The following is a 23150-nucleotide window of genomic DNA, read 5'->3' on the forward strand; positions in this document are numbered from 1 at the left end:
TCGCCGGGTTCGCCGGTCTGGGCACGACCGGCCTCGTCACCGCCGTGCTGGCCCAGCGACGGGCCCGACGATGACCACAACACCGCCACAGACCTGGCACCGTCGCGCCGCCCGGCTCGGCTGGGTCACCGCCGCGCTCGCACTGGCCGCCGCGCTGCTGCTGGGCTGCGCGATCTGGCTCCTGGCGACGAGTGCTCCCAAGATCGTCCCGGACGCCGAGCTCACGATCGCCCTCCTGCCGGTGGACGTCGAGCTGACGGCACCGCGGCCGATCATCGTCGTGGGCGTGGGCCTGGCGGTCGCGGCGTTCCTGCTCGCGATGGCAGCCGAGCAGACTGCCGCCGCGATGCGCGTCCTGAACCGGGGTCGCGGGCTCGAGAGGCCGGTTCCGCACGACACTGCGGCCCTGAGGCGTCGAGTCCTCGGTGCCGCGGCCACACGCGCGCTCGCCCTGGACGACCCGCCCGCCTGGCCGCTCTCCGCCATCCCCGCCGACGCCGACGCTGCCGGACTGGTGGTGCGGTGCACCGTCCTGATCCCGGCGCACGACGAGCAGGCCGTGATCGGTCGGACCCTCACGTCGCTGCTCGGGCAGGTCCGCGTACCGGACCGGATCATCGTCGTCGCGGACAACTGCACCGACGCGACCGTGCAGATCGCTCGGGACCGCGGCGTCGAGGTCGTCGAGACGGTCGGCAACTCGCAGGCCAAAGCCGGTGCGCTCAACCAGGTGCTGGCTCGTCTGCTGCCGACCGCCGGACCCGCGGACGTCGTGCTGGTGATGGATGCCGACTCGACGATCACACCGGACTTCCTGGAGGTGGCGCTCGGCCGGCTCGAGGACGACCCCGACCTGATGGCGGTCGGCGGCCTGTTCTCCGGCGAGGAGGGCGGTCGCGTCCTCGCGCAGATGCAGCGCAACGAGTTCGCGCGCTACCAGCGGGTGCTCCGCCGTCGGGAAGGGCGCGTGTTCGTCCTGACCGGCACCGCGTCGGTGATCCGCGCGTACGCGTTGCGCGCCATCTCGGAGGCGAGGGGATCACTGATCCCCGGCCGGCCCGGGGACGTCTACGACACACTGGCGATGACCGAGGACAACGAGATCACCCTCGCGCTGAAGACGCTCGGGGCGCGACTGGCCTCACCGCCGGAGTGCCGGGTCGTCACGGAGGTCATGCCGACGTGGCGGGACCTGCGCCGGCAGCGCAGCCGGTGGCAGCGCGGCGCACTCGAGAACATCGCGGCGTACGGGCTCACGCGCACCACCCTCCACTACTGGTGGCAGCAGGTCGGGCTCGCGTACGGCGTCATCGCACTGCACACCTACTTGCTGCTCATGGCCGTCGCCCTGCTCGCGGCCGACGGGTTCCGCTGGTCGGCGCTCTGGACCGCGGTCGGGCTGGTCTTCCTGATCGAGCGCGTGGTGACGGCGTGGGCGGAAGGGTGGCCAGGGCGGCTGCTGGCGATGCCGCTGGTGATCGAGCTGGGGTACTCGCTCTTTCTGCAGTGGACGTTCGTGCTCTCGCTCGTGCAGATCGCCACCCGGAAGACGTCGGGCTGGAACTACGTCCCGCGCCCCACTGTCGCCGGGCTCGCCCTGCCGGTGATGCTCGCGGCACCCCTGCTGAGCCGATGGAACCCGCTGCCGGCCTCGGTGCTCCAGTCGACGTGGTTCGAGGCGTTGAGCCTGTTCGTCGGCGTGAACACCTTGGTCTTCGCCGTGCTGAGCGTGTTCCAGCTGCTCCCGCCGATCCGACGGTCGGCGCACCGGTTCCAGGCGCGCCGGGCGGCGGCGCGAGTGCGTGCGGCTCACACGTCCGCCGCGCGCACCGGGTAGCGCAGGTGGGTCACGAAGGCCCCCGCGACGCCAGTCGCGCGCCCTCAGGCAGGGTGGCCGGCGTTGTCGGTCCTCGACGACTGGGTCGAGAACTTCGAGACGAACGCCGCGTACCCGCCGTCCTGGTTCATGACGAGCGTCGCCCCGTCCTGCCAGATGCCGTTCTCCGCCGCCCACGGCGACCCCAGGGGATCGCCCTGGTTCTGGTGCACGTTGTGCACGCCCAGCCCTGTGGTGAACGGCTCCCCGAACACGATCACCCGCGCGCCCACCTGGAGCACCGACTCCAGCGCGGTGGCCGCCGCGACGTTGTCGCCCGCCGTCCACGAGTGCGCAGCGAGCCATGCGTTGATCGCGGCCAGCCACGCCGGCGGGGCCGTCACGAACACACAGCCGCCGCGCGGCCGGAACGCGGGATGCCGGATCAGGTCGACCGCGCCGCTGGTCGGTGTGCTGGCGAGCGGGTGGAAGCCGTCGGTGAGCGCAGCGACCGGGCCCAGCTCGGCGGCGGACACGGCGAACGTCCGCCACTGCACGCCCACGGACGACTTGGCCGAGTCGACGTCGATCGCGCACCGGTAGCTGCCCGCCTCCGTGTGCACCGTCAGGTTCACGTGGAACCAGCGACCTTGGTTGTCCGGGGTGTCGCGGACGCTGGAGACCAGCGTGCCGACGAGGGCGCCGTAACCGTGGGCGAGGGGCATGGGATCCACTGTCCTCGCGGCGCACGGCCGTGGCCAGACCTCCGTGTGCTGCCCGTGCCACCATGGGCCGATGGCTAGCTCGGTGGTGCTCGTCAACGGCCTGCCCGGGGTCGGCAAGACGACGCTCACCCACGAGCTCGCGGCGCACACCGGCTGGCCCGCTCTCTCCAAGGACGCGATCAAGGAGGCGTTGGCGGCGGAGTCGGGTGGCGCGCTGACGTCCGCCCAGCTGGGCGCGGTGGCCATGGACACGGTCTGGTCGATGGCAGCGGGGATGGCCGGTGTGGTGGTCGTCGACTCCTGGTGGTTCGCCCCGCGGGACCACGAGTTCGCCCGCGCCGGCGTCCTCGTGGCGGGCGCACGGAGGGTGCTGGAGGTCTGGTGCGAGGCGGATCCGGCCGTCGTCCGACGCCGCTACACGGAGCGCCGGCGGGCCGAGGTGCACGACGACGCGCACCGACTCGACGACTGGGACCACTGGCAGGTCCACGCACGCCCGCTGTCCCTCGGACCGGTGATCCGCGTCGACACGAGCGGATCCGTCGATCCTTCCGACCTGGCGGACCAGATCACGGCGGTGCTCGCCGCGGGAGAGCACTGAGGGTCTGGTCTGCGCCGGCGCCTAATCACCCTCGGAGTGCAGCGTCGCGATCTCCGCCCCGAGCGCCCGGCCCTCGCGCGCCGCACGATGACGCACAAGGTCCACCTGCTCTGCCGCGATCTCCGTATCGCCGAACGATCGTGTCGAGGTCGGCGTCCATCGCCCGTCGGGTGCGGGCGACGATGTCGGGCTCGTCGGCGTGCACGTCCAGGTACGAGCCACGACGCTGTTCAGCGGCGTAGTTGGCTGTCTCGTAGAGGTGGCGTGCCACGAAGACCGACCGTTGCGGTTCACCCGTGGCCGCGGACCTCAACGCGTGGATGAGCGCGATGCCTGCAGCCTGCAGATAGGCGGAGAACTCGACCCAGGCCTCGTCGTCATCGTGCGGCACGTGCGGGTCGACGAGGTCCTCGATGCCGCTCACGTCATCGGGGGTGAGCTGACGAGCGGCAACCTGCCACACGGCCTGGACTGCCGTGAGGAATGCTCCCGGAACCCGCTCGTCCCACGCGCCGGCCAGACCTTCGCACAGCGAGACGAGGCGTTGGGCACAGGCGGCAGAGAAGGTCACCCGGCTCGTCGCCGGAAGGCCGGCAAGACGTGAGAGGAGTCCGCTCTCGTCGTATCGGGGCATGCGATCCTCCATCGGGCGACGCGCGCGGACACCGCAGACTAGCCACCGACAAGACTCCATGGACCAGCCGGACCCGACCCGCGATACTGGCGCGGGGCGCTGCCCCGCCCGGAACGCGATCACTCTCCGGAAGGGACTCGACTGTGCCCGGATTGGCGGCGATCGGAACGGACTGGCGCGTGGTCGACGGCGTCGCGACGGCATGGTTCGACGCGCCGACGCTGGTCGAGGGGGCTGCGCTGGCCGGGCGCCTCGTGGAGCTGTCGCCCGAGATCGCGATCGACCTGCGAGCCACAGGCGTCCGGGTGCGCCTCGGCACGGACGAGCACGCCGAGGCGGTATCGGCTGCCGCGCGGGATCTCGGGCTGACGGCGAACCCTGCCGCGCTTCAGCACCTGGGCATCGTGCTCGAGTCCACGGACCCGGCAGCGGTGACGCCGTTCTGGCAGCGCGCGCTCGACTACCCGCCCGGGCAGAACGGCGGTCTGGCGGATCCGCTGCGGCGCGACCCCGCCTTCAGCATCCGGGCGTCGACCGAGCCGCGGCCGCTGCGCAACCGCATCCACGTCGACGTCGTGCGACCGGCCGCCGCGGTCGAGCAGGCGGGTCTGGGTGAGGCGTACGGAGCGTTCGGGGTCTGTCACGCCGACCCCGACGGCAACGAGGTCGACCTCGTGCCGGGCGACGCGCTCAGCGAGACGGACGGGACGGCCGACTGGCAGGCGGTGTTCAGCGCGATGGCGTGCTACCGCATCACCTCGCCGGCGCAGCAGCGGGACCTGGCAGCCGCGGCCGCGGCGCTGGCCGACGACGCGGGCTTCCCGCTGCTGGTGGACCTGCGCCCCGGGCTCGTGATCCTCGACACCGGCAAGGACCAGTGGGAGGACGACGCCCACGGCCTCGCGCTCGACTTCACCGACCTCGCCACGAGCCTCCAGGCCGCTGCACGCGACCTCGGGGCCACCGCGGACCCGGGGCTGCCGCGCTTCGTCCAGCTCGTCCTCGACGCCGCCGACGTCGACGCGGTCCGCGCGTTCTGGCTCGCCGCCCTCGGATACACCCCCGACAGGCGGGACGGAGCCAGCGACATCATCGATCCGCGGCGACTGAACCCGGTGCTGCTGTTCCAGGACGTCGACACGTCGGACACGGAGCGGCGCCGGCAGCGCAACCGCATCCATGTCGAGCTCGCCGTGCCGACGGACCTCGCGCAGACGCGCCTCGCCACCACCCTCGCAGCCGGTGGCCGGCTCCTCGACGAGTCGGAGGGTCGCTGGCGGGTCGCCGACCCCGAGGGCAACGAGCTGGTGATCGTCAGCGGGGCCTGAGCTCCCGCGTCACTGGAGCGTGTAGCCGCCTCGGACGACCTTGAGCGGCAGACCGTCCAGCTCGTCGGCGTCCAGCTCGGCGGGGAGCTCGGCGTCCGGGGAGACGGTGACCTCGAGCACCAGGCCGGCGTCGGTCTGCTTCACGCCGACCGCGTTCACGCCTGCAAGATCGATGAGCCGCGCCTCGTGCTCGCGCTGGACGGCGACGGCCTCGTCATAGGTGAGTGCCATCGCACCATCGTCCCACTCGTGCCGTGACGGCGCCCGGCGTCATCACAGGTATCTCCGCCGTCGACGGTGCGCTCCTGTCTCGTGGGTGGGTGTCTGCTCATCCGCCGGTGGTGCATACGAGGGGGTAAGCCATGCCATCCATTGCGGAGCTGGTCACCATCAAGGAGCGTGTCGAGGCGGAGTACCTCGCACGGCCCGGGGTGACCGGCATCGATGTCGGGTACAAGGTCGTGGGCGGTGTCCAGACGGACGAGGTCGCCATCCGGGTCCACGTCGAGAAGAAGAAGGCCAGCGTGCCGAAGGCGCAGCTGGTTCCTGCGACGATCGACGGCGCCGTCACGGACGTGCTGGAGCGCAACTACCAGCTCCAGGTCGTCCGCGAGCCGATGGACTTCAGCGCTCAGGCGGACACGACGCACTACGCCACCCTTCAGGGCGGCATCAGCATCGGCCCGAGCAGGGCGATCGGCGGCTTCGTCTTCGCCGGCACGCTGGGCGCGATCGTCACGGACAACGTCAGCGGTCAGAAGGCGGCCGTGACCAACTTCCACGTGGCGGCCGTGGACAGCGGGTGGCACGTGGGCGACCGTCAGGTACAGCCCAGCCGCGTCGACACGGGCACGGTGCCCGGCGACGAGTTCGGGGCGATCCTGCGAGCCGTCCTGTCGTCGCACGTGGACGGCGCGGTCATCTCGATCGATGCGGGCAAGACGACCGCAGGAACGATCGTCGACATCGGGACGGTCAACGGCACCAAGCCGGCGACGCTCGGGATGGCGGTCCGCAAGCGCGGCCGCACGACCGGTCTGACGCACGGGTCCGTCGACGGGCTGTCGCTCAGCGTGAGCGTGGACTACGGCGACGGTCTGGGCGTCCACGTCCTCACCGACCAGGTGAGCATCGCCACCGACACCGCACAGAACCCGCTGTTCTCCGACCACGGTGACTCCGGTTCCGTCATCGTCGACTCGACCGGCGCGGTCGTGGCCCTGCTGTTCGCGGGATCCGGCACCAACACCGTCGGCAACCCGATCGCGAGCGTCCTGTCCGAGCTGAACATCGCCATCCCCAAGGGGAAGTCGATCATCAAGGACATCAAGGACGGTCGCAAGGACATCATCAAGGACAAGGACAAGGAGCTCCGCAAGGACTTCATCAAGGACAAGGAGCTGCGGAAGGACCTCATCAAGGACAAGGAGCTCAAGAAGGAGCTCATCATCGACGGGAAGCGGCTCAAGGACATCAAGGACGTGTTCAAGTCGCCCGACCTTCCCTTCGACCCGGGCGACCCCGGCAACGGTCCGGGCTTCGGTGGGGGCTTCGGTGGCGGTCTCGCCGACCGCCTGGCCGAGCTCGAGGGCAGGCTGGGCTCGCTCGAGAGCTTCATCTCGCCCGAGCTGCGTCCGGACCTGACCTCCAGCGCGTTCAGCGCCGAGGAGGAGCTCTCGACCGACGAGATCGCGGCACTGCGTGCCGAGGCCGAGCGTCAGGTCACCGAGGCCGCGGCTGCGAAGTCGGACCTCGACAACCTTCTGGGCTGAGCAGACGGCGACCCGGCCGGTGACCACCTCACCGGCCGGGTCCCTACCGAGGGGAACCCCATGTTCGTCGTCCTGTGCGACATCGACGACAGTGCGGCTCTCTGGCTGGACTCGCGATTCCGCGAGCTCGGTCAGAGCTGCACGCTCGTCACCTCCGGACTGCTGTCGTTCGCTCGTCGACGATCGCAGTGGATCGGCCGCGACGGCACGCGCGCGATCGTCGACCTCGGCGAGGCCGGGGTGATCGACCAGCCCGACCTCGTCGTCAACAGGCTCCTGTCCCCGCCGGTGGCCGCCTGGCAGTGGGCGAAGCCGGCCGAGCGCGACTACGCCGGGGCGGAGATGACCGCGTTCGCCCTGAGCTGGCTCGCGGCCGTGCCGGGCGCGGTGCGCAACCGCCCCTCACCCACCTGCCTCGCCGGCCCGTCGCCGCACCCGCTGCGCGCCGCCGTCGTCGCCCACCGCGCAGGGCTCGACGTACCGGACGCCGACTTCGGAGCTGGCGCTGCCACGCTCCGGCTCCTCGAGGCCGCGGTGCGCGGCGCCGCGGGGGCCGCCCGCGTCCTGCACCTCGTCGTCCTCGACGGCCGGATCGTGGGTGCCGACGGTGTCGAGCACCGGGTCGGCGCACGGATGCCCGAGGGCTTCTCGTCGGCGATCACGCGTTTCGCTACCGCCGTGGGCGCCGCCGAGGGCCTGATCGGCATCGACATCGTGGTCGCGGGAAGCCGGTGGTGGTTCGCCGGGATGACGCCGCTGCCCGACCTGATGGTCGCGGGCGACGCCCTCGTCCAGGAGCTGATCGGACTCGTGGAGAAGGTGCCGGCATGAGCGTCATGGTGTGGGGAGTGCCGACGGAGAGCCCGGTCGAGCTGCTGCTGGGGGCCCTGGCGCGTCAGGGCGCTGACCCGGTGGTGGTCCACCCTCGTCAGTTCCTGGAGCAGAGCGTCGACATCCACCTCTCGGGCGGAGAGCTGCGCGGTTCCCTCCGGGTCGGGGACCGGACGACCGACGTCGGCGACATCTCCGGCGTCTACGTGCGGCCGATCGAGCCGGAGCTCGTGCCCGAGCTCAGGGACGTGCCTGCCGACGATCCCGCGATGCTGCGCGCCCGCGCGGAGTTCGACGCGCTGATCGCCTTCACCGAGGCCGCCCCGGACGCCCTGGGCTGCCGGGTCGCGAGCCGGCTGTCCGCCATGGCGTCCAACATGTCGAAGCCGTACCAGGCGCAGCTGGTCCAGCAGGGCGGGTTCGACACCCCCGAGACGGTCGTCACCGACGACCCGGACGAGGCGCGGGCGTTCGTCCGCGCGCACCGCGGGGCGATCTACAAGTCGGTCAGCGGGGTCCGCTCGATCGTCAGCGTCGTGGACCTGGACCACGAGGCCGAGCGGCTGGAGCTGATCCGCTGGTGCCCCGTGCAGTTCCAGGAGAACGTCCGCGGCCGGGACGTGCGCGTCCACGTGGTCGGCGACGAGGTGTACGCCGCGATCGTCGACTCGTCCGCGACCGACTACCGCTACGCCCGCGCCCAGGTGGGCGAGGACGCCACGCTCGCGCCGTACGCGCTGCCCGACGACGTCGCCGAGCGGTGCATCCGTCTCGCGCACGACCTCGACCTGCCGTTCGCCGGCGTCGACCTGAAGCTCGCGGACGACGGCCGCATCGTGTGCTTCGAGGTCAACCCGTCCCCGGGCTACTCCTGGTACGAGACGGCCGCGGGGCTGCCGATCTCCGACGCGCTCGCCCGGTGGCTGATGCGGGCCGCGTAGCACGCGCGCCCTGCCGGATCGCAGTGGGATGCTGGCCGCATGCTCGAGGCGCTCACCGGCACCGGACTGGCCACCGCGGCCGGTCTCAACGCGTACATCCCGCTGCTGGTCATCGGCGTGCTCGCGCGGTGGACCGACCTCATGGACACGCCTGCCGGGTGGGAGTGGCTCACCAACGGCTGGGTCCTGGCCGTGCTGGCCGTGCTCCTGGCGCTCGAGGTCGTCGCGGACAAGATCCCCGGCGTCGACAGTGTCAACGACATCGTGCAGACGGTCGTGCGGCCCGTCGCGGGTGGCATCGCGTTCGGTGCGGGCTCGAGCTCGCAGACCGCCGTCGTCACGGATCCCGAGGCGTTCGTCCAGTCCGGCCAGTGGGTCCCGATCGTCATCGGGATCGTCCTGGCCCTCGTCGTGCACGGCGCGAAGGCCACCGTACGGCCCGTCGTCAACGTCACGACCCTCGGCGCCGGGGCACCCGTGGTCAGCACCGTCGAGGACGTGACCAGCGTCGGGCTGTCGTTCGCGGCGATCCTGGCGCCCCTGCTGGTCCTGGTCGGGCTGGTCGGGCTCGTCCTCGTGTGGCTCCGCTTCCGCCGGCGACGCAGGCGCGGCGGGTTGCCGGGGGAGACGACGGACGAGGTCTCCTCGCCGCCGCCGCCACCGGTCGACGTCCCGTAGCCCGCTCGGGCCGCGGCGTCGTCGGTGCCGAGGTCGATACCGGTCATTCGTCCGGGCCGTGACTACCCGTCTCTCCGTGCGGTGAGCCGAGCGGCGACGTCCACGGCCAGGGCGATCTGGTGGTCCAGCGCGGGCGCGCTCCCCCACCAGGACACCGACGTGACGACGAGCCCCTCGCGGGTCACCTGCATCGACCACAGCTCGGCGGGCCGCACGATCCCGTCGCCGTGTGCGGCATCCGGCCAGTGCTCGACCCGGTGCCGGAGCTGGTCGTCCAGGATCCCGTGCGGATCCGCGTAGGCGTAGCGACCCTCGGCGGCCGCCGACGAGGAGCGTCCTGCGAGGCGACCGATCCACGCCCCGATCCTGCCCAGGTCGGACTGCGGACCGACCCGGCGCACGTCGAGGATCGGTGACCCGGCGGGATGCAACGTGCGCAGTGCCGGAGACACCCATCGGACGGAGGAGGCGGGGTCGCTCTCGCCGGTCGGGGTGCCGTCGTCGAGATCGCAGTACCAGGCCGGAGGCTCGCCCGCGGGCTGGAGGCGTGCCGTGTGGGCGCCCGTCCGAGTCAGGAGCAGGCCGCGGGCGCGCGCCACGTCCTCGATGAAGCCGTTCGACGAGGCCGTCATCACGGCATCGTAGGTCTGCCCGCAGCCCGCCACAGTGTCCCGGTCGACGTGTCCGTCCCCCGTTTCCCGCGTGTCGAGGCGGCCCGCGGTCTAGCGTGGCGAGCGCCGCACGGCTGCCGTCGGGGTCGTCGCGATGTCCCTCACGGTCGGGGCGGTCGGGGTCGCCTACGCGCTCGCGACCGACGACCGACCGGCGGCTGAGGTCACGGCCGCGACGCCGCGCTCGCGGCGCTGTGGCATGTGGACGTCATCGACGCCAAGGCAACCGCCGGCCAGATGCTGCTCGACGGGCAGCCGCTCCCGATCGGCCCGAGCGGCACCCCGGTCTCCTGACCGCGCTCAGCTCACGCGCGGAGGACCCTCAGGCGGTCGGGCTGCGCTCAGTGACCCGCGGCGTCGAACGCGGGCGCGAACCGCAGCTCGCCACGCGGCGGGGGGCCCGAGAAGGTGAGGTGCTGGACGATGGCCTGGTCCAGTCCTCGGTGCGACAGCGGGCCGTTGCCCGTGAAGCCCAGCCGGCCGTAGATGTTCGGATCACCGATCAGTGCGCAGCCGCGCGCCTCGCGTTCGCGCAGCCGGAGCAGACCCTCAGCCACGAGTGCCCGACCGACACCCCGCCGCTGACGGTCGAGCCGGACGGAGATCGGTCCGAGCCCGAACCAGCCGTCGTGCGCCCCGTCGATCGTCACGGGGGAGAACGCGACGTGCCCGATGACGTCGCCGTCGTCCTCGGCCACGAGCGAGAGCGTCAGGTCGCCGGACGCCCGCAGCGACCGGATGATCGGCGCCTCGGAACCGTCGCTGAACGACTGCGGCTCGAAGGCGGCGGTGGTCAGCCGATCGATGGCATCAATGTCGTCGGGGCGTTCGGGTCTGATCAGCACCGTCGTCTCCGGCTCGCGGGGAGCGCCCACCTCGGGCGCGCCTCGCAGCGTAGGGCCGGGTCGCGCGGAGGCGAAGCGGAAATGGTCCCGCCGTCGTGGAGCACCGCCGGCGAGGCGAGAGGCGGCAGGACGGGCGCCGATCGGTGCCCTTTCGTCGGCGCGATCGGCAGCCGCTCGGGCGCGTCGTCGTATCAGCCTGGAGCCATCGGCGCTCCTTGCTGATACGGGAGGTGCGCTGTGGACACGACGAACGGCCCCGACGACGGTGCCGAACGGTTCCCCGACGGGCCGACCGGGCCTGCGAGCGCCGGACCTGCGTCGACCGGAGCCGGGCAGGGCGGCTTCGACGACTGGCCCACCTCACCGATGCCGCCTCAGCCGGTCGTTCCGTCGCAAGGGTTCGGGGCGGGCCAGTGGCAGAGCGGGTCAGGTGCGCCCCCGCCGGGAAGCTCGCGCCGGTCTCTGCTCCTCGGGATCGCCGCGGGCGCGGGAGGGGCGGTCGTCCTCGGGGCGCTGCTGTTCACGCTGTGGCCCGACAGCGGGACCGACGACGACACAAGCGGGTCGGCCGCCTCGACGAGCTCACCGCCGGTCACGCCGTCGGCGACCGAGACAGCGGTCGAGCCGACGGTGACGGTCGCCGACCGCAGCCTGCCCGCCACGCAGATCTGGACGGCGATGGGGGTCGGGTGCGAGGCCGGCGACGTGCTCGACATAGCGATGAGCGGGTCCGCTTCGCACGACCAGACCGCCAGCGGGACCGTCGGACCGACCGGTCTGCTCGACCCGCGGTTCCACCAGTACAACGTCGAGGGCTTCCCCGACGCCAACACGATGACGATCATCGGGAGCCTCGACGAGGACCCGGACACGTTCTTCGTGGTCGGCGAGAAAGCCACCTATGTCTGCACGAAAGACGGTGAGCTGTACCTCGGCGTCAACGACGTCGGCGTGCAGAACAACAGCGGCGCGTTCGAGGCGACGATCACCCGCACGACGCACGGCTGACGAACGCGGCTCTGTCTCGCCCTCAGGCGGGTGGTTGCTTGAGCCCGAGCAGTGTGCCGCCCGGGTCGGAGACATAGGTGACGAGTCCCTGACCCGGAATCTCGTTGACCTGGCCCTCCTGCCGTCCGCCCGCAGCCTCGACCGCAGCGATGCTGGCGTGGACGTCATCGACCTCCAGCCAGAGGATCGCCGGCTGCTGGCGGTACTCCCGACTCATCACCGCACCGTTGATCCCGACCCCGTCGCCGGTTCCTACGACGTGGTATCCGGGCAGGAACGGCGATGCTTCACCGTGCCAGCCGAACGCGTCCGCGTAGAACCGGGTGATCGCCTCCGGCGCCTCGGCGGTGATCTCGAAGTGAACGATGCGTCCCATGCAGCCAGGCTAGGAAGATCGCATCGACGCGTCTTGAACGAATCGATCAGGGCGGCATGCGGCGGAACATCATCTCGGCGATCCCGTCCTGACGATCACGGAACGCGCTCGCGCTCATGCCGGTGTGTCGCTTGAACTCGCGCGCCGCGTGCGACTGGTCCGCGTACCCGGCGGCAGCCGCCAGCATCGCCGAGCTGTCGCCGTGCGACAGAGCCAGCAGCTCCGACGTGAACCGGTCGTAGCGGCGAATCGACAGATACTCCTTCGGGCTGATCCCGACCCACCGGCGGAAGGCGCGGTACAGCGTCGCGGTCGACACCCCGAGCGCGGTCGCCAGGCTCGCGACGGTGAGGCCTTCACCGTCCTGATCGACCAACCGGACGGCGGAGACGACAAGCTCGCGTCCGACTGGCACCGTGCCCCGTGCCGACTGCGTGAGCAGCCACCGGTCCAGTGCGGCGCACGGATCATCCTTCAGTGCTGCCTCCGTCGGCCGGTCCGCGACCAGCTCACCGATGGGAGTCGGATCGCGCGGTGCGTCGGGCCAGATCGTCGCCGCGCCCCACGGCGTGAACTGCACCCCGACGTAGTGGGACCGGCCGCTCTGCACGAGCACGTAGGGCTCGGTGGTCACCGGCAGGAACACGTCGGCGTTCTCCTCGGCCGACGCGGACCCGCGTCGGAGCCGACGACCGGCCTCACCCAGGCAGAACTGCACCGTGGCCCGGCCGTTCGGGATGAGCACCGCGCGAACGGGCTCGGGGTGCGACGGCGCGGCAACCGCCCAGTAGTGCTCGACCGTCTCCGCCAGCCGCGGATCCGGGGAGTACCGCCGATACTGCATGGCAGACATCCCACCAGAATGGCCGCCCGTCACGGCGTCGACCACGACGCGGCGACGCTCGCCGGTCATGGTGTCGAGACGTACGAGCGACCTTGCCCGACCGCGAGCGCCGTACTGTGACCGATCCGCGACCGTGACGGCGAGACGAGAAGCCCCCGCGGCGAGGCCCCGTGCTCCCGTACCGTCCGATCTGCGGGTGGTGCGGATACGGCCCTCGCTCAGAGGCGGCAGCGGGAGATGGCCCCGACCGCGGAACGGATCGGAGCCAGGTCGTGACATCGTCCACAGGTGGACCGGACCAGAGCGTCCCGGGTGGCGGTGCGCCGCGCGGGAGGGCGTCGGTCGCGTGGCGCACCGCGCTCGTCGCGGTGCTGAGCGCCGCCTGCTGGTTCGCGTGGTTCGGGTGGGACACGACGTACCAGGTCGACCCGGCGACTGGCGTCGCGAGCGGGCCCTACGAGGCGTGGCAGGTGCTGGGCTGCGTGCTCAGCCTCGCGGCGGTCGTCGTGCTCGGGTCCCTGGTGCTCGGGCCGTGGTGGACGGTGCTCACCGTGACCGTGGCGTTCACGGTCGCCTTCGCGGTCACGGCCAGCAGCGACGAGACGGGGCTGTGGGGGGTCGGGGCGATGCTCGTCGCGTTCGGAGTGGCCGCGGGATCGACCGTACTCGCGCTGGTCATGATGGTGGTGGCCAGCCGCCGTCGCGCCCGGGCGGCCTAGGCGACAGCTCGCGCCCGGCACGAGGAGAGGCAGCCACAGGAGGAAGTGGGCGGGGCGCACAGGATCGTGGGCACACCGTCGGGCCCGCGTCCGTACTGTCGGGGCATGGCTGAGCTTGGGCGCGTCACATGGCCACCCGGACCGATTGCCACCGCTCGACTTCTGCTCCGGCCGCCCGAGCCGCGTGATCGCGCGGCTTTCGTCGAGCTCTACACCTCGCCCGAGGTCGGGACCTACACAGGCGGATCACGATCGCGTGAGGCGGTCGAACGCGCGCTACCAGCGGCTCCGCAGGGGCGCCCCGGTCATTTCGTGATCGACCTCGACGGAGCAATGGTCGGGATCGTTCAGCTCGAACGCCGGGACGTCGACTACGACGTTCGCCAGGCGGCCGGCCATGTGGACCTTGGGTACCTCCTTCTCCCGGAGGCATGGGGACGGGGATACGCCACCGAAGCCTGCGAAGCCGCGCTCAGCTGGTTCGCAGGCGCACTGCCGGGTGAAGCCGTCGTGCTCATCACCCAGACCGCGAACGTGCCGTCGATGCGCCTGGCAGCGAGGCTGGGGTTTGTCGAGGTCGAGCGGTTCGAGGCATACGACGCGGAGCAGTGGTTCGGTACGTGGACCCCAGCCTTGGCGACTGGATGAGTGGTACTCCGACGACGAGTCGATTCCGCGAACCAGTGGGTCCACGGCCGGGACGAGTTCAGCTGGTGAGGGGCTCCCGGGCATCGGCGCTGGTCGGGGTGTAGAAGTTGACCAGGTTGCCGTCCGGGTCGCGGAACAGCAGCGACCGGTTGCCCCACGGCATGGTCGTCGGCGTGCTGACGAAGACGTCCACGACGTCCCGCAGCGCGAGGTAGACCGCATCGACGTCGTCCACCAGGAAGTCGAGGATGACGGAGCGGTTGGCGCCCGCCCGTGCGGCGTCCTCCCCGAGGAGCGGCACGGTCGCTGAGCTCGCGATCGCCAACGTTCCCGACTCGGTGCGCAGCTCGGCGAACAGTGGGTGCAGCCGGACAGCGACCACGCCGGTCACCTTCTCGTAGAAGGCGACGAGGGCGTCGACGTCGTCGGTGATGATGCGGGTGGCGGTGAGCTGCACGGTGTCTCCTGGGGCGGGGTCCCGCTCTGCGGATGCAGGGCTGACATCGACGCTAGGAGGGATACCGGACAGGTTCGGCCCGGTATCGAGCAAGAATGGAGATGTGACCACGACCACCTCGCGCGTGCTGCAGCTCTTGGAGCTGCTGCAGTCGGCCGACACCCGGACGGTCGCCGAGCTCGCCGAGCGACTCGCGGTGAACGAGCGCACCGTGCGCCGCTACGTGCAGCACCTGCTGGAGCTGGAGATCCCGGTCGAGTCGGTGCGAGGGCGCTACGGCGGATACCGGATCCGTGCCGGCTACCGCATGCCCCCGGTCATCCTCAGCGACGACGAGGCGGTCGCCCTCCTGCTCGGCCTCGCTCACGCCCTGGCCAGCTCGGACGCGCCGGACGTCGCCGTCCAGACAGCCATGTCGAAGATCCGGCGATCCTTGCCGGCCGCGTCCGCGCGGCGCCTCGACTCGCTCCTGGAGACCGCGGTGCTCGACGTCCCGGCGCACCAGGACGTCCCCGACGCGGGCACGCTGCTGACGATCGCCGATGCGATCAAGCAACGACGACCGCTCGACCTTCGTTATCTGGACGCGGCCCACACACCGTCGCGGCGAACGGTTCTGCCCCACGACCTCGTCGCGCACTCGAGTCGCTGGTACCTCATCGCCTTCGACACCGTCAGGCGATCGGAGCGCACCTTCCGGGTCGACCGCATCCGTACTGCTCGTGCCGTATCCGGCACCTTCCAGCCGCCGGCGAGAAGCGATGCGATCGACCGTCTGGTCGACGGCTTCGCCGAAGCCGACTACCCGTGGCGGGTCGAGCTCCGCATCCGGGCCTCTGTCGACCACATCCGCCGGTACCTTCCGGCGAGCGTCGCCGTCCTGCGGCCCATCCCGGAGCGCGACGGCGACGACGCACCCGCCTGGCACCGTGCCAGCATCCACGCCCAACGGCTCGACTGGATTCCTGCTGTCATCGCAGCGCTCGACTGCGACGTCGTCATCGAGAGCCCGGACGAGCTGCGCCAGCTCGCCCGGGCCACGGCGGCACGGCTGCTCGCTGCCGCCGCGGCTTCGGGGGGCACCGCGGATCGCGCAGAAGTCTCGGCTGCCGGGTCGGCACTCGCACCCCGCACCTAATCGTTTGCGCCGATCACACGTCCCACGAGCCCCGTGCCACACTCGGCAGATCCCGCCGTGTTAGCGCTCACACTGGCGGGGCCTCATCGCCCAGCGACGTCACCTCAGGACGCGCTCACCATCGCAGCGCAGCGTTGCGCGGCCGGACGGTCGCGCCGCGCAGCCATCACCAGGAGGCAGACGACATGCACCGAGTTGCGCGAAGGCTCCTGCTCGCCGTCACGCTCTGCGTGGCACTGGCTGGAGGTGTCGTGGCCGAGTCGGCGCCCGCCTCCGCCGAGACCAACGGGGGCACCCGCGTGATGCCCCTGGGCGACTCGATCACGGACGGCGTCCCCGGGGGCGGCGGCTACCGGGTCGGGCTGTGGCAGCGCCTGGCGCAGAACGGCTACACCACGGACTTCGTGGGTTCCGGCTACAACGGGCCGGCCAGTCTCTGGGACCACGACCACGAGGGGCACTCCGGCTGGCGGATCGACCAGCTCGACGCCAACGTCGTCGGCTGGCTGCGCACGTACGCGCCGCACACCGTGCTGCTGCACATCGGCACCAACGACATCACCCAGAACCGCGACCTGGGAAACGCGCCCGCTCGGCTCGCGGCACTCATCGACAAGATCACGAGCACTGCTCCGCAGACCGAGGTCTTCGTCGCGACCCTCATCCCGGTGTCGTTCGCCGACTCGCAGGTCCGGGCTTACAACGCCGCCATCCCCGGCATCGTGTCGAGCAGGGCCACCGCCGGGCGTCGGGTCCACCTCGTCGACATGTACGGGGCTCTGACCACCGCTGACCTCGCCGACGGCGTGCACCCCAACGCGACGGGCTACGACAAGATGGCGGCCACCTGGTTCGCCGCGCTGCGTGCCGTGCCCGGGAGCCTCGGCGTCCCGACCGGGGGCTCCGGTTCGGTGGACACCTCGGCCTGGTACACGCTCGTCAACCGGGGCAGCGGCAAGGCCATCGACGTGTACAACCTGTCCACCGCGGACGGCGCACGCATCACCCAGTGGTCCCGCAACAACGGCGCCCAGCAGCAGTGGCAGTTCGTCAGCTCCGGCGGCGGCTACTACCGGCTGAAGTCGCGGCTCTCGGGCAAGGTCCTCGACGTGACCGCGAAGTCGACCGCAGACGGTGCGGCGATCATCCAGTGGAGCGACAACAACGGCGCCAACCAGCAGTTCAGCATCCAGACGATCGACGGGTACATCCAGCTGATCAGCCGCAACAGCGGCAAGGCCGTAGAGGTGCAGGGGGCCTCCACCTCCGACGGCGGGAACATCGTCCAGTACTCCGACTGGAACGGCTCCAACCAGCAGTGGCAGCTGGTCCGGGTGAACTGAGCCCGGCCCGTCACCGGTCGGCGCGGACGAGCCTGTCACCTTCGCCCGCATGCGTGCCGGCCTGCTCGTCGCGCGCATCGAGGCCGCCACGCCTCGGCTGCAGAACACCCCGCACCTAATCGTTTGTGCTGATCGCACGCCCCACGTGCCCCGTGCCAGACTGCGCAGATCCCGCCGTGTTAGCGCTCACATTGGCGGGCCCCATCACGCCCGGGTCCCTGTCCGCCGGCAGCCAGCGGGGACCCGAGGCGCACATCGACCGACAACGACGATCGGACAATCATGCAGAGATCTCCACGATGGCGCCGCATCTGGCCGGCGGTGCTGGCCGCGGCCACGCTGATCACAGCGGGAACAGTCGCCGAGGCACCCAGAGCGTCCGCCGCGGCCGCGTGCCGCGTGGACTACGTCGTCTCATCGCAGTGGTCCAACGGTTTCGGTGCCAACGTGACGGTCACCAACCTGGGTGACGCCGTCAGCAGCTGGCGGCTCACCTGGAGCTTCTCCGCTGGTCAGACCGTGACCCAGGCCTGGAACACGAGCCTCACCCAGAGCGGCTCGACGGTGTCCGCGAGCAACGCGTCGTACAACGGCTCGCTCGGCACCGGGGCATCGACGCAGTTCGGCTTCAACGGCAGCCTGACCGGCTCCAACCCCGCGCCGGCGTCCTTCGCCCTCAACGGGACCAGCTGCAACGGCCCGGTCAGCACGCCGACCCCCACGCCGACCACGACGCCGAGTCCCACACCGACCGCCACGGCCGCGGCGGCGGACATCACCGTGAACACGGGCCGCAAGTACCAGACGATCGACGGCTTCGGTGCCGCGGTCTCCATCTGGGGCGGCGCCTGGTCGACGACCGACACCCAGACCCTGGTCGGGATGGGGGACAACCAGCTCGGCCTCTCGATCGTGCGCACCGGGATCTCACCGGTGTCGAGCGAGTGGAACGCACAGGTCAGTGCGCTCAAGACGGCGAAGTCCTACGGCTCCAACGTGAAGATCCTCGCCTCACCGTGGACGGCGCCGGCGGCGTGGAAGTCGAACAACAGCCGGATCAACGGCGGCACCCTGCTGACCTCGCGCTACGGGGACTACGCGAACCACCTGAACAGCTACGTGCAGTACATGAGGAACCAGGGCGTCACGATCGACGTGACGTCGATCCAGAACGAGCCCGACTGGCACCCGGCCTACGACTCGATGGCGTGGACAGGCGACACCTTGCGCAACTTCGTGCGCGACCACGGCGCGACCATCAAGAACACGAAGCTCCTCGTCGCGGAGTCGCTGGGTACGAACCGGTCCTACTCCGACCCCACGCTCAACGACGCCACCGCCCGCAACAACATCGGGTACATCGGCGGCCACATCTACGGCCAGGAGAACGGGCCGAACCTCTCGGCGTACCCGCTCGCCGCGCAGTACGGCAAGAATCAGTGGATGACCGAGTGGAACTTCCACGAGGCGGACGGCAGCGGCTCAAACATCTGGGGCGACCCGTCCAACCTCGCCACGTGGAACGAGACGCTCGACAAGATCATGCCGTCGGTGAACCGGACGATGGAGTCCAACTGGAGCGCCTACATCTGGTGGTACGGACGGCGCTACTACTCCTTCATCGGCGACGGGGAGTCGGCGTACGGGACCCAGGGCGGCGCCGTCCTCAAGCGCGGTTGGGCGTTCTCGCAGTACTCCAAGTACGTCCGTCCGGGCTACCAGCGCATCGGCGTGACGGAGAGCTCGAAGGCGTCGCCCCTGGACGTCACGGCCTACCAGGGTGACGGCAAGATCACGCTCGTCATCCTCAACCGCACGACCAACGCCGTGAACGGCACCGTCATCCAGGCGCCCGAGGGCGTCACGTCCGCGTTGCAGACCATGACGTCGCGGTACTCCAGCCGCGCCGGCCAGACGACGAGCGTCAACGGGAGCCAGGTGACGGTCTCCGTACCGGCCCGGAGCATCTCCACCGTCGTGATCACCCTCTGAGGCGCCGCCCGGGCATCTGACGTGTCACGACGCGTCAGATGCCCGGCGGTGTCGTTCGGACCGGCGCAACCTCGTCCAACCGGGCAGTCGCCGTCATGCTCACCGCAGCCGCAGTAGCGGTGCGGGGTTTCAGCAGCTGCTTCACGAGGGCGACTGTCGCCAAGTACCACCGGAAGAGCTGATCGAGACAGGCCGCGTCGTAGAACGATCGCTTGCCTACCTCAGGCGCGGCGGTGGGCGGCGTACGGACGGCGCTACACCCGCGACGACGCACAGGTGTTCCTGCGCGCCCATGAAGCCTCCCGACGCATGGGCACGGAGCTCCAGCTCGCCGTCGTGCTGGGCAAGGACGACACGCCGCTCGGCGGGGTGTCGCTGCACGGGGTCGAGCTCGAGTCGCTCCTGGAGACCGCGGTGCTCGACGTCCCGGCGCACCAGGACGTCCCCGACGCGGGCACGCTGCTGACGATCGCCGACGCGATCAAGCAACGACGACCGCTCGACCTGCGATATCTGGACGCGGCCCACACACCGTCGCGCCGAACGGTTCTGCCCCACGACCTGGTCGCGCACTCGAGGCGCTGGTACCTCATCGCCTTCGACACCGTCAGGCGATCGGAGCGCACCTTCCGGGTCGACCGCATCCGTACTGCTCGTGCCGCATCCGGCACCTTCGAGCCGCCGACGAGAAGCGATGCTGCCGCCGCGCCGTCGGGGGACTCCGCGGATCTCGCACAATTCCCGGCTGCCGGCTCGGCGCACGACAGATCAGCCCTGCGCGAGGGGCCCACTCCCGCCTGACGGCTGAGCTGCGGCGCTCGCGATGACATCGGTTCCCGGCCAGCCCGGCCTCTCCCGCCGGTGTCCGCCCGCGGCGAACCGGCTGCGCCTCGCTCTGCCGGTCGTACCTGAAAGACGGAGACTGGTCGGCATGCAGACACGACACCTCGGAGACGTCACGGTCAGCGCCATCGGGCTCGGCGGGATGCCTCTGTCGATCGAAGGGCGCCCCGACCGGGAGCGTGCCCTGGCCACCATCCACGCCGCGCTCGACGCGGGCGTCACGCTCATCGACACCGCGGACGCCTACCACCTGACGGCGACCGACGTCGGCCACAACGAGTCCCTCATCGCCGAGGCCCTGCGCACGTGGGGCGGTGACACCTCGGACGTGCTCGTCGCCACCAAGGGCGGCCACCTGCGCCCCGGCGACGGCTCCTGGTACGTGGACGGCTCCCCCGAGCACCTGCGCCGGGCGCTCGACGCGTCGCTCCAGCGGCTCGGCGTCGACGCGATCGGCCTCTACCAGTTCCACCGCCCGGACCCGGCGGTTCCCTATGCCGAGTCGGTCGGCGTGCTGGGCGAGTTCCTGGACGCGGGCAAGATCCGCCTCGCGGGCATCTCCAACGCCAACCCGGACCAGATCCGCGAGGCGCAGACCGTGCTCGGCGGGCGCCTGACGTCGGTCCAGAACCAGTACTCGCCGGCGTTCCGCTCGTCGCAGGTCGAGCTCGACCTGTGCGCGGAGCTCGGCCTGGCGTTCCTGCCGTGGAGCCCGCTCGGCGGCATCAGCAGGGCGTCCGCGCTCGGCGACACCCACGGCGCGTTCGAGCGCATCGCGACGACGCACGGCGTCAGCCCGCAGCAGGTCGCGCTCGCGTGGGAGCTCGCGCAGGCGCCTGTCGTCATCCCGATCCCGGGATCGTCGCGCCCGGCGACGATCCAGGACTCCGTCAGGGCCGCGGAGCTGATCCTCGCCCCCGAGGAGATCGTGGAGCTCGACGCGGCCGCGGCCTGAGTCACCCGCGGCGAGCGTCGTGATCGTCCGGCCGACCCGCGGCCTCCTCCACCGGTGCGCTCAGATCGCGGCCTGACCACCCGGTACGCCACCTCCTCGTCACGCCAGAGGTGGGGGGCGACCGTCGTCCGGAACACGTCGGGACCGTCCAAGAGCCCGCACGCGACGATCTCCCCGTTCGACCGCCACACGCGGAGCGCGGCCGCGAGCGCCTCCGGCCCGAACCTCCAGAACCAGCCCAGGTCGCCCGGGTGCAGCTGGATCGGCCCGGCGTCCTGCTGCCACTCCCGCAGGGCGGGCGGGCCCACCCCGTGCGGTCACGAAGGAAGGGGCAACGACCGAGGGGGGCGCCGCGACGGCGCCCCCCTCGCCTGCCGTGCGAGTGGGTCAGCCGACCTTGGCGAGCTGCCACTGCTGGTTGGTGCCGTTCCAGTCGGAGTACTGGACGACGTTGCCGCCGTCGACCGTGGAGGCACCCTGCACCTCGACGGCCTTGCCGCTGTTGCGGGCGATCAGCTGGATGTACCCGTCGATCGTCTGGATGCTGAACTGCTGGTTGGCCCCGTCGTTGTCGGTCCACTGCTCGATGACGGCGCCGTCGGCCGTGGACTTGGCGGTCACGTCCAGGACCTTGCCGGACAGCCGCGACTTCAGCTGGTAGTAGCCGTTGCCGGAGTCGACGAACTGCCACTGCTGCTGGTTGCCGTTGTTGCGCGACCACTGCTTGATCGGGGCGCCGTCGGCGGTGGACAGGTTGTACACGTCGAGCGCCTTGCCGCTGTTGCGGTTCACCAGCACGTACCAGGCGCTGGTGTCGATCGAGCCGCTCGGCGGGTCGGTCGGGTCGGTCGGGGTGGCCGCGTTGAGGGAGTTCAGCGTCGAGGTGTAGGCGGCCTTCTTGTTGCCGGAACCGTCGAAGAGCAGCGGGGCGGCGGAGGTGCCGCGCCACGAGTCGGTGTCCCGCACGCCCCACGTGGTGATGCCCTTGCAGCGCGAGACCTTCATGCAGGCGTTGGTGACGCCGGCGTACATGTTGGCCTGGTTACCGCCCGTCTGGATGTCCAGCTCGGTGATCTGCACCTCGACGCCCAGGTCGGAGAAGCGCTGCAGGTTGGCCTGGTAGTCACTCTGCAGGCTCGTGCCGAGGTGGGACTGGAAGCCGACGCAATCGATCGGGACGCCGCGGGCCTTGAAGTCCTTGACCATGTTGTAGACACCGGTGGACTTCGCGTTGATGCCGTCGGTGTTGTAGTCGTTGTAGCAGAGCTTGGCGCCCGGGTCCGCGTTGCGGGCGGCCCGGAAGGCGGCCTCGATCCAGTCGTTGCCGGTGCGCTGCAGGTTGGAGTCGCGGCGGCTGCCGCGGCCGTCGTCGGCGAACGCCTCGTTGACGACGTCCCAGGCGTAGACCTTGCCCTTGTAGTGGGTGGCGACCTGGGTCACGTGGTTGATCGCGGCGTTGCGCAGGGCGCTGCCGGTCAGGTTCTTCGCCCAGCCGGGCTGCTGGTTGTGCCACAGCAGCGCGTGTCCGCGCACCTGCTTGCCGTTGCTCCGGGCCCAGTTCACGATCTGGTCCCCGCGGCTGTAGCTGAACGAGTTCTGGTTGGGCTCGGTCGCGTCCCACTTCATCTCGTTCACGGCCGTGATCATGGTGAACTCACGGTTCGTGAGCGTGGTGAAGCTGGACTCGCCCAGCCGGTCGGCCCCTATCGCCGCACCGAAGTACCGGCCGCTCTGCGCGGCAGCGGCGCCGAGCGTGCTGGCTGCGGCCTGCGCCGGGTTCGCCAGCCCGACGACCATGGTCAGCACCAGGCCGCCCATCGCGGCGCCCGCGGCCGCATGTCGTCGCCAGCCGTGGCTGTGCGGCTGCTGGAGTGTGGTGCGCATGATGTCTCGCTCTCTGTCAGAGACCGCGCGGCGTTCGCGTGGTCGACGACGGTCTGGTGACGGCCCCGGTCAGGGCGTGGTGAGGTCGAAGCTCCTGACGT

The 23150-nt window shown here is 70.8% G+C and carries 24 protein-coding genes; 15 read left to right on the top strand and 9 right to left on the bottom strand.

Annotation, left to right across the window (positions count from 1 at the left end; genetic code table 11):
• Positions 1–70: 70 nt before the first annotated feature.
• Positions 71–1837 carry a glycosyltransferase gene (locus ACO06A_RS08635; protein WP_421735605.1) on the top strand — a complete coding sequence of 589 codons (1767 nt, stop codon included), beginning with the start codon at positions 71–73 and terminating at the stop codon, positions 1835–1837.
• A 44-nt stretch (positions 1838–1881) separates the two neighbouring features.
• On the opposite strand, the gene ACO06A_RS08640 is transcribed toward ACO06A_RS08635, so the two are convergent.
• Positions 1882–2541, bottom strand: coding sequence for a DUF2278 family protein (locus tag ACO06A_RS08640; RefSeq protein ID WP_421735606.1), 660 nt, complete (start codon positions 2539–2541; stop codon positions 1882–1884).
• A gap of 70 nt (positions 2542–2611) precedes the next feature.
• Here ACO06A_RS08640 and ACO06A_RS08645 point away from each other — a divergent pair, with 70 nt between their 5' ends.
• The gene (locus ACO06A_RS08645) at positions 2612–3142 is read left to right on the top strand and encodes an AAA family ATPase (RefSeq protein WP_421735607.1); all 531 of its coding nucleotides are present in this window, start codon (positions 2612–2614) and stop codon (positions 3140–3142) included.
• Positions 3143–3167: 25 nt separating this feature from the next.
• Here the strand turns inward: ACO06A_RS08645 and ACO06A_RS08650 are convergent, their stop codons facing one another.
• Positions 3168–3776, bottom strand: a complete 609-nt coding sequence (locus ACO06A_RS08650; protein WP_421735608.1) for a hypothetical protein — start codon at positions 3774–3776, stop codon at positions 3168–3170.
• Between the two features lie 179 nt (positions 3777–3955).
• Here ACO06A_RS08650 and ACO06A_RS08655 point away from each other — a divergent pair, with 179 nt between their 5' ends.
• The gene (locus ACO06A_RS08655; RefSeq protein WP_421735609.1) at positions 3956–5104 is read left to right on the top strand and encodes a VOC family protein; all 1149 of its coding nucleotides are present in this window, start codon (positions 3956–3958) and stop codon (positions 5102–5104) included.
• Positions 5105–5113: 9 nt separating this feature from the next.
• Here the strand turns inward: ACO06A_RS08655 and ACO06A_RS08660 are convergent, their stop codons facing one another.
• The gene (locus ACO06A_RS08660; RefSeq protein ID WP_421735610.1) at positions 5114–5335 is read right to left on the bottom strand and encodes a hypothetical protein; all 222 of its coding nucleotides are present in this window, start codon (positions 5333–5335) and stop codon (positions 5114–5116) included.
• A gap of 131 nt (positions 5336–5466) precedes the next feature.
• On the opposite strand from ACO06A_RS08660, the gene ACO06A_RS08665 reads away from it, so the two are divergent.
• The 4 genes from ACO06A_RS08665 to ACO06A_RS08680 are packed head-to-tail and all read left to right on the top strand — an operon-like array spanning position 5467 to position 9326.
• Complete coding sequence (locus tag ACO06A_RS08665; protein WP_421735611.1) at positions 5467–6876, top strand: hypothetical protein; 1410 nt, start codon at positions 5467–5469, stop codon at positions 6874–6876.
• A 60-nt stretch (positions 6877–6936) separates the two neighbouring features.
• Positions 6937–7707, top strand: a complete 771-nt coding sequence (locus tag ACO06A_RS08670; protein WP_421735612.1) for a hypothetical protein — start codon at positions 6937–6939, stop codon at positions 7705–7707.
• Positions 7704–8648 (top strand): ATP-grasp domain-containing protein, encoded by a 945-nt coding sequence (locus ACO06A_RS08675; RefSeq protein ID WP_421735613.1) that lies wholly within the window; start codon positions 7704–7706, stop codon positions 8646–8648. The genes ACO06A_RS08670 and ACO06A_RS08675 overlap by 4 nt, the downstream gene beginning before the upstream one ends.
• Before the next feature lie 39 nt (positions 8649–8687).
• Positions 8688–9326, top strand: coding sequence for a DUF4126 domain-containing protein (locus ACO06A_RS08680; protein ID WP_421735614.1), 639 nt, complete (start codon positions 8688–8690; stop codon positions 9324–9326).
• 62 nt (positions 9327–9388) lie between these two features.
• On the opposite strand, the gene ACO06A_RS08685 is transcribed toward ACO06A_RS08680, so the two are convergent.
• Complete coding sequence (locus ACO06A_RS08685) at positions 9389–9958, bottom strand: hypothetical protein (protein ID WP_421735615.1); 570 nt, start codon at positions 9956–9958, stop codon at positions 9389–9391.
• A 380-nt stretch (positions 9959–10338) separates the two neighbouring features.
• Positions 10339–10842, bottom strand: a complete 504-nt coding sequence (locus ACO06A_RS08690; RefSeq protein WP_421735616.1) for a GNAT family N-acetyltransferase — start codon at positions 10840–10842, stop codon at positions 10339–10341.
• A 237-nt stretch (positions 10843–11079) separates the two neighbouring features.
• On the opposite strand from ACO06A_RS08690, the gene ACO06A_RS08695 reads away from it, so the two are divergent.
• A complete protein-coding gene (locus ACO06A_RS08695) occupies positions 11080–11850 on the top strand; it encodes a hypothetical protein (RefSeq protein WP_421735617.1) in 771 nt (256 codons plus the stop codon).
• Between the two features lie 22 nt (positions 11851–11872).
• On the opposite strand, the gene ACO06A_RS08700 is transcribed toward ACO06A_RS08695, so the two are convergent.
• Entirely contained in the window at positions 11873–12226 is a 354-nt protein-coding gene (locus tag ACO06A_RS08700; protein WP_421735618.1) for a VOC family protein, read from the bottom strand.
• Between the two features lie 46 nt (positions 12227–12272).
• Complete coding sequence (locus ACO06A_RS08705) at positions 12273–13139, bottom strand: helix-turn-helix domain-containing protein (protein WP_421735619.1); 867 nt, start codon at positions 13137–13139, stop codon at positions 12273–12275.
• 203 nt (positions 13140–13342) lie between these two features.
• Between ACO06A_RS08705 and ACO06A_RS08710 the strand changes: the two genes are divergently transcribed.
• A complete protein-coding gene (locus ACO06A_RS08710; protein WP_421735620.1) occupies positions 13343–13789 on the top strand; it encodes a hypothetical protein in 447 nt (148 codons plus the stop codon).
• Between the two features lie 105 nt (positions 13790–13894).
• Positions 13895–14437 carry a GNAT family N-acetyltransferase gene (locus tag ACO06A_RS08715; RefSeq protein WP_421735621.1) on the top strand — a complete coding sequence of 181 codons (543 nt, stop codon included), beginning with the start codon at positions 13895–13897 and terminating at the stop codon, positions 14435–14437.
• 58 nt (positions 14438–14495) lie between these two features.
• Here ACO06A_RS08715 and ACO06A_RS08720 read toward each other — a convergent pair whose 3' ends face one another.
• Positions 14496–14894: a VOC family protein gene (locus ACO06A_RS08720; RefSeq protein WP_421735622.1), complete on the bottom strand. Its 399-nt coding sequence runs from the start codon at positions 14892–14894 to the stop codon at positions 14496–14498.
• A gap of 103 nt (positions 14895–14997) precedes the next feature.
• On the opposite strand from ACO06A_RS08720, the gene ACO06A_RS08725 reads away from it, so the two are divergent.
• The 5 genes from ACO06A_RS08725 to ACO06A_RS08745 all read left to right on the top strand — a co-directional run bounded on the left by ACO06A_RS08725 (position 14998) and on the right by ACO06A_RS08745 (position 21165).
• Positions 14998–16032 (top strand): helix-turn-helix transcriptional regulator, encoded by a 1035-nt coding sequence (locus ACO06A_RS08725; protein WP_421735623.1) that lies wholly within the window; start codon positions 14998–15000, stop codon positions 16030–16032.
• Positions 16033–16217: 185 nt separating this feature from the next.
• Positions 16218–17375 (top strand): RICIN domain-containing protein, encoded by a 1158-nt coding sequence (locus ACO06A_RS08730; RefSeq protein ID WP_421735624.1) that lies wholly within the window; start codon positions 16218–16220, stop codon positions 17373–17375.
• Positions 17376–17657: 282 nt separating this feature from the next.
• Positions 17658–19367: a cellulose binding domain-containing protein gene (locus ACO06A_RS08735; RefSeq protein ID WP_421735625.1), complete on the top strand. Its 1710-nt coding sequence runs from the start codon at positions 17658–17660 to the stop codon at positions 19365–19367.
• 309 nt (positions 19368–19676) lie between these two features.
• Entirely contained in the window at positions 19677–20168 is a 492-nt protein-coding gene (locus ACO06A_RS08740) for a WYL domain-containing protein (RefSeq protein WP_421735626.1), read from the top strand.
• Between the two features lie 130 nt (positions 20169–20298).
• Positions 20299–21165 carry an aldo/keto reductase gene (locus ACO06A_RS08745; protein ID WP_421735627.1) on the top strand — a complete coding sequence of 289 codons (867 nt, stop codon included), beginning with the start codon at positions 20299–20301 and terminating at the stop codon, positions 21163–21165.
• 387 nt (positions 21166–21552) lie between these two features.
• Here ACO06A_RS08745 and ACO06A_RS08750 read toward each other — a convergent pair whose 3' ends face one another.
• Complete coding sequence (locus ACO06A_RS08750) at positions 21553–23049, bottom strand: endo-1,4-beta-xylanase (protein WP_421735628.1); 1497 nt, start codon at positions 23047–23049, stop codon at positions 21553–21555.
• Positions 23050–23150: the final 101 nt, after the last annotated feature.

It is taken from the genome of Cellulomonas sp. (assembly GCF_965229465.1).
GTDB lineage: Bacteria > Actinomycetota > Actinomycetes > Actinomycetales > Cellulomonadaceae > Cellulomonas.

Excerpts from the sequence above, each read along its gene's own strand:
- ACO06A_RS08635 (WP_421735605.1), top strand. The coding sequence starts at position 71 with ATGACCACAACACCGCCACAGACCTGGCACCGTCGCGCCGCCCGGCTC.
- ACO06A_RS08745 (WP_421735627.1), top strand. The coding sequence starts at position 20,299 with ATGCAGACACGACACCTCGGAGACGTCACGGTCAGCGCCATCGGGCTC.
- ACO06A_RS08670 (WP_421735612.1), top strand. The coding sequence starts at position 6,937 with ATGTTCGTCGTCCTGTGCGACATCGACGACAGTGCGGCTCTCTGGCTG.
- ACO06A_RS08640 (WP_421735606.1), bottom strand. The coding sequence starts at position 2,541 with ATGCCCCTCGCCCACGGTTACGGCGCCCTCGTCGGCACGCTGGTCTCC.
- ACO06A_RS08665 (WP_421735611.1), top strand. The coding sequence starts at position 5,467 with ATGCCATCCATTGCGGAGCTGGTCACCATCAAGGAGCGTGTCGAGGCG.
- ACO06A_RS08650 (WP_421735608.1), bottom strand. The coding sequence starts at position 3,776 with ATGCCCCGATACGACGAGAGCGGACTCCTCTCACGTCTTGCCGGCCTT.
- ACO06A_RS08715 (WP_421735621.1), top strand. The coding sequence starts at position 13,895 with ATGGCTGAGCTTGGGCGCGTCACATGGCCACCCGGACCGATTGCCACC.
- ACO06A_RS08735 (WP_421735625.1), top strand. The coding sequence starts at position 17,658 with ATGCAGAGATCTCCACGATGGCGCCGCATCTGGCCGGCGGTGCTGGCC.
- ACO06A_RS08685 (WP_421735615.1), bottom strand. The coding sequence starts at position 9,958 with ATGACGGCCTCGTCGAACGGCTTCATCGAGGACGTGGCGCGCGCCCGC.
- ACO06A_RS08730 (WP_421735624.1), top strand. The coding sequence starts at position 16,218 with ATGCACCGAGTTGCGCGAAGGCTCCTGCTCGCCGTCACGCTCTGCGTG.
- ACO06A_RS08750 (WP_421735628.1), bottom strand. The coding sequence starts at position 23,049 with ATGCGCACCACACTCCAGCAGCCGCACAGCCACGGCTGGCGACGACAT.
- ACO06A_RS08675 (WP_421735613.1), top strand. The coding sequence starts at position 7,704 with ATGAGCGTCATGGTGTGGGGAGTGCCGACGGAGAGCCCGGTCGAGCTG.
- ACO06A_RS08680 (WP_421735614.1), top strand. The coding sequence starts at position 8,688 with ATGCTCGAGGCGCTCACCGGCACCGGACTGGCCACCGCGGCCGGTCTC.
- ACO06A_RS08740 (WP_421735626.1), top strand. The coding sequence starts at position 19,677 with ATGGGCACGGAGCTCCAGCTCGCCGTCGTGCTGGGCAAGGACGACACG.
- ACO06A_RS08645 (WP_421735607.1), top strand. The coding sequence starts at position 2,612 with ATGGCTAGCTCGGTGGTGCTCGTCAACGGCCTGCCCGGGGTCGGCAAG.
- ACO06A_RS08700 (WP_421735618.1), bottom strand. The coding sequence starts at position 12,226 with ATGGGACGCATCGTTCACTTCGAGATCACCGCCGAGGCGCCGGAGGCG.
- ACO06A_RS08660 (WP_421735610.1), bottom strand. The coding sequence starts at position 5,335 with ATGGCACTCACCTATGACGAGGCCGTCGCCGTCCAGCGCGAGCACGAG.
- ACO06A_RS08705 (WP_421735619.1), bottom strand. The coding sequence starts at position 13,139 with ATGACCGGCGAGCGTCGCCGCGTCGTGGTCGACGCCGTGACGGGCGGC.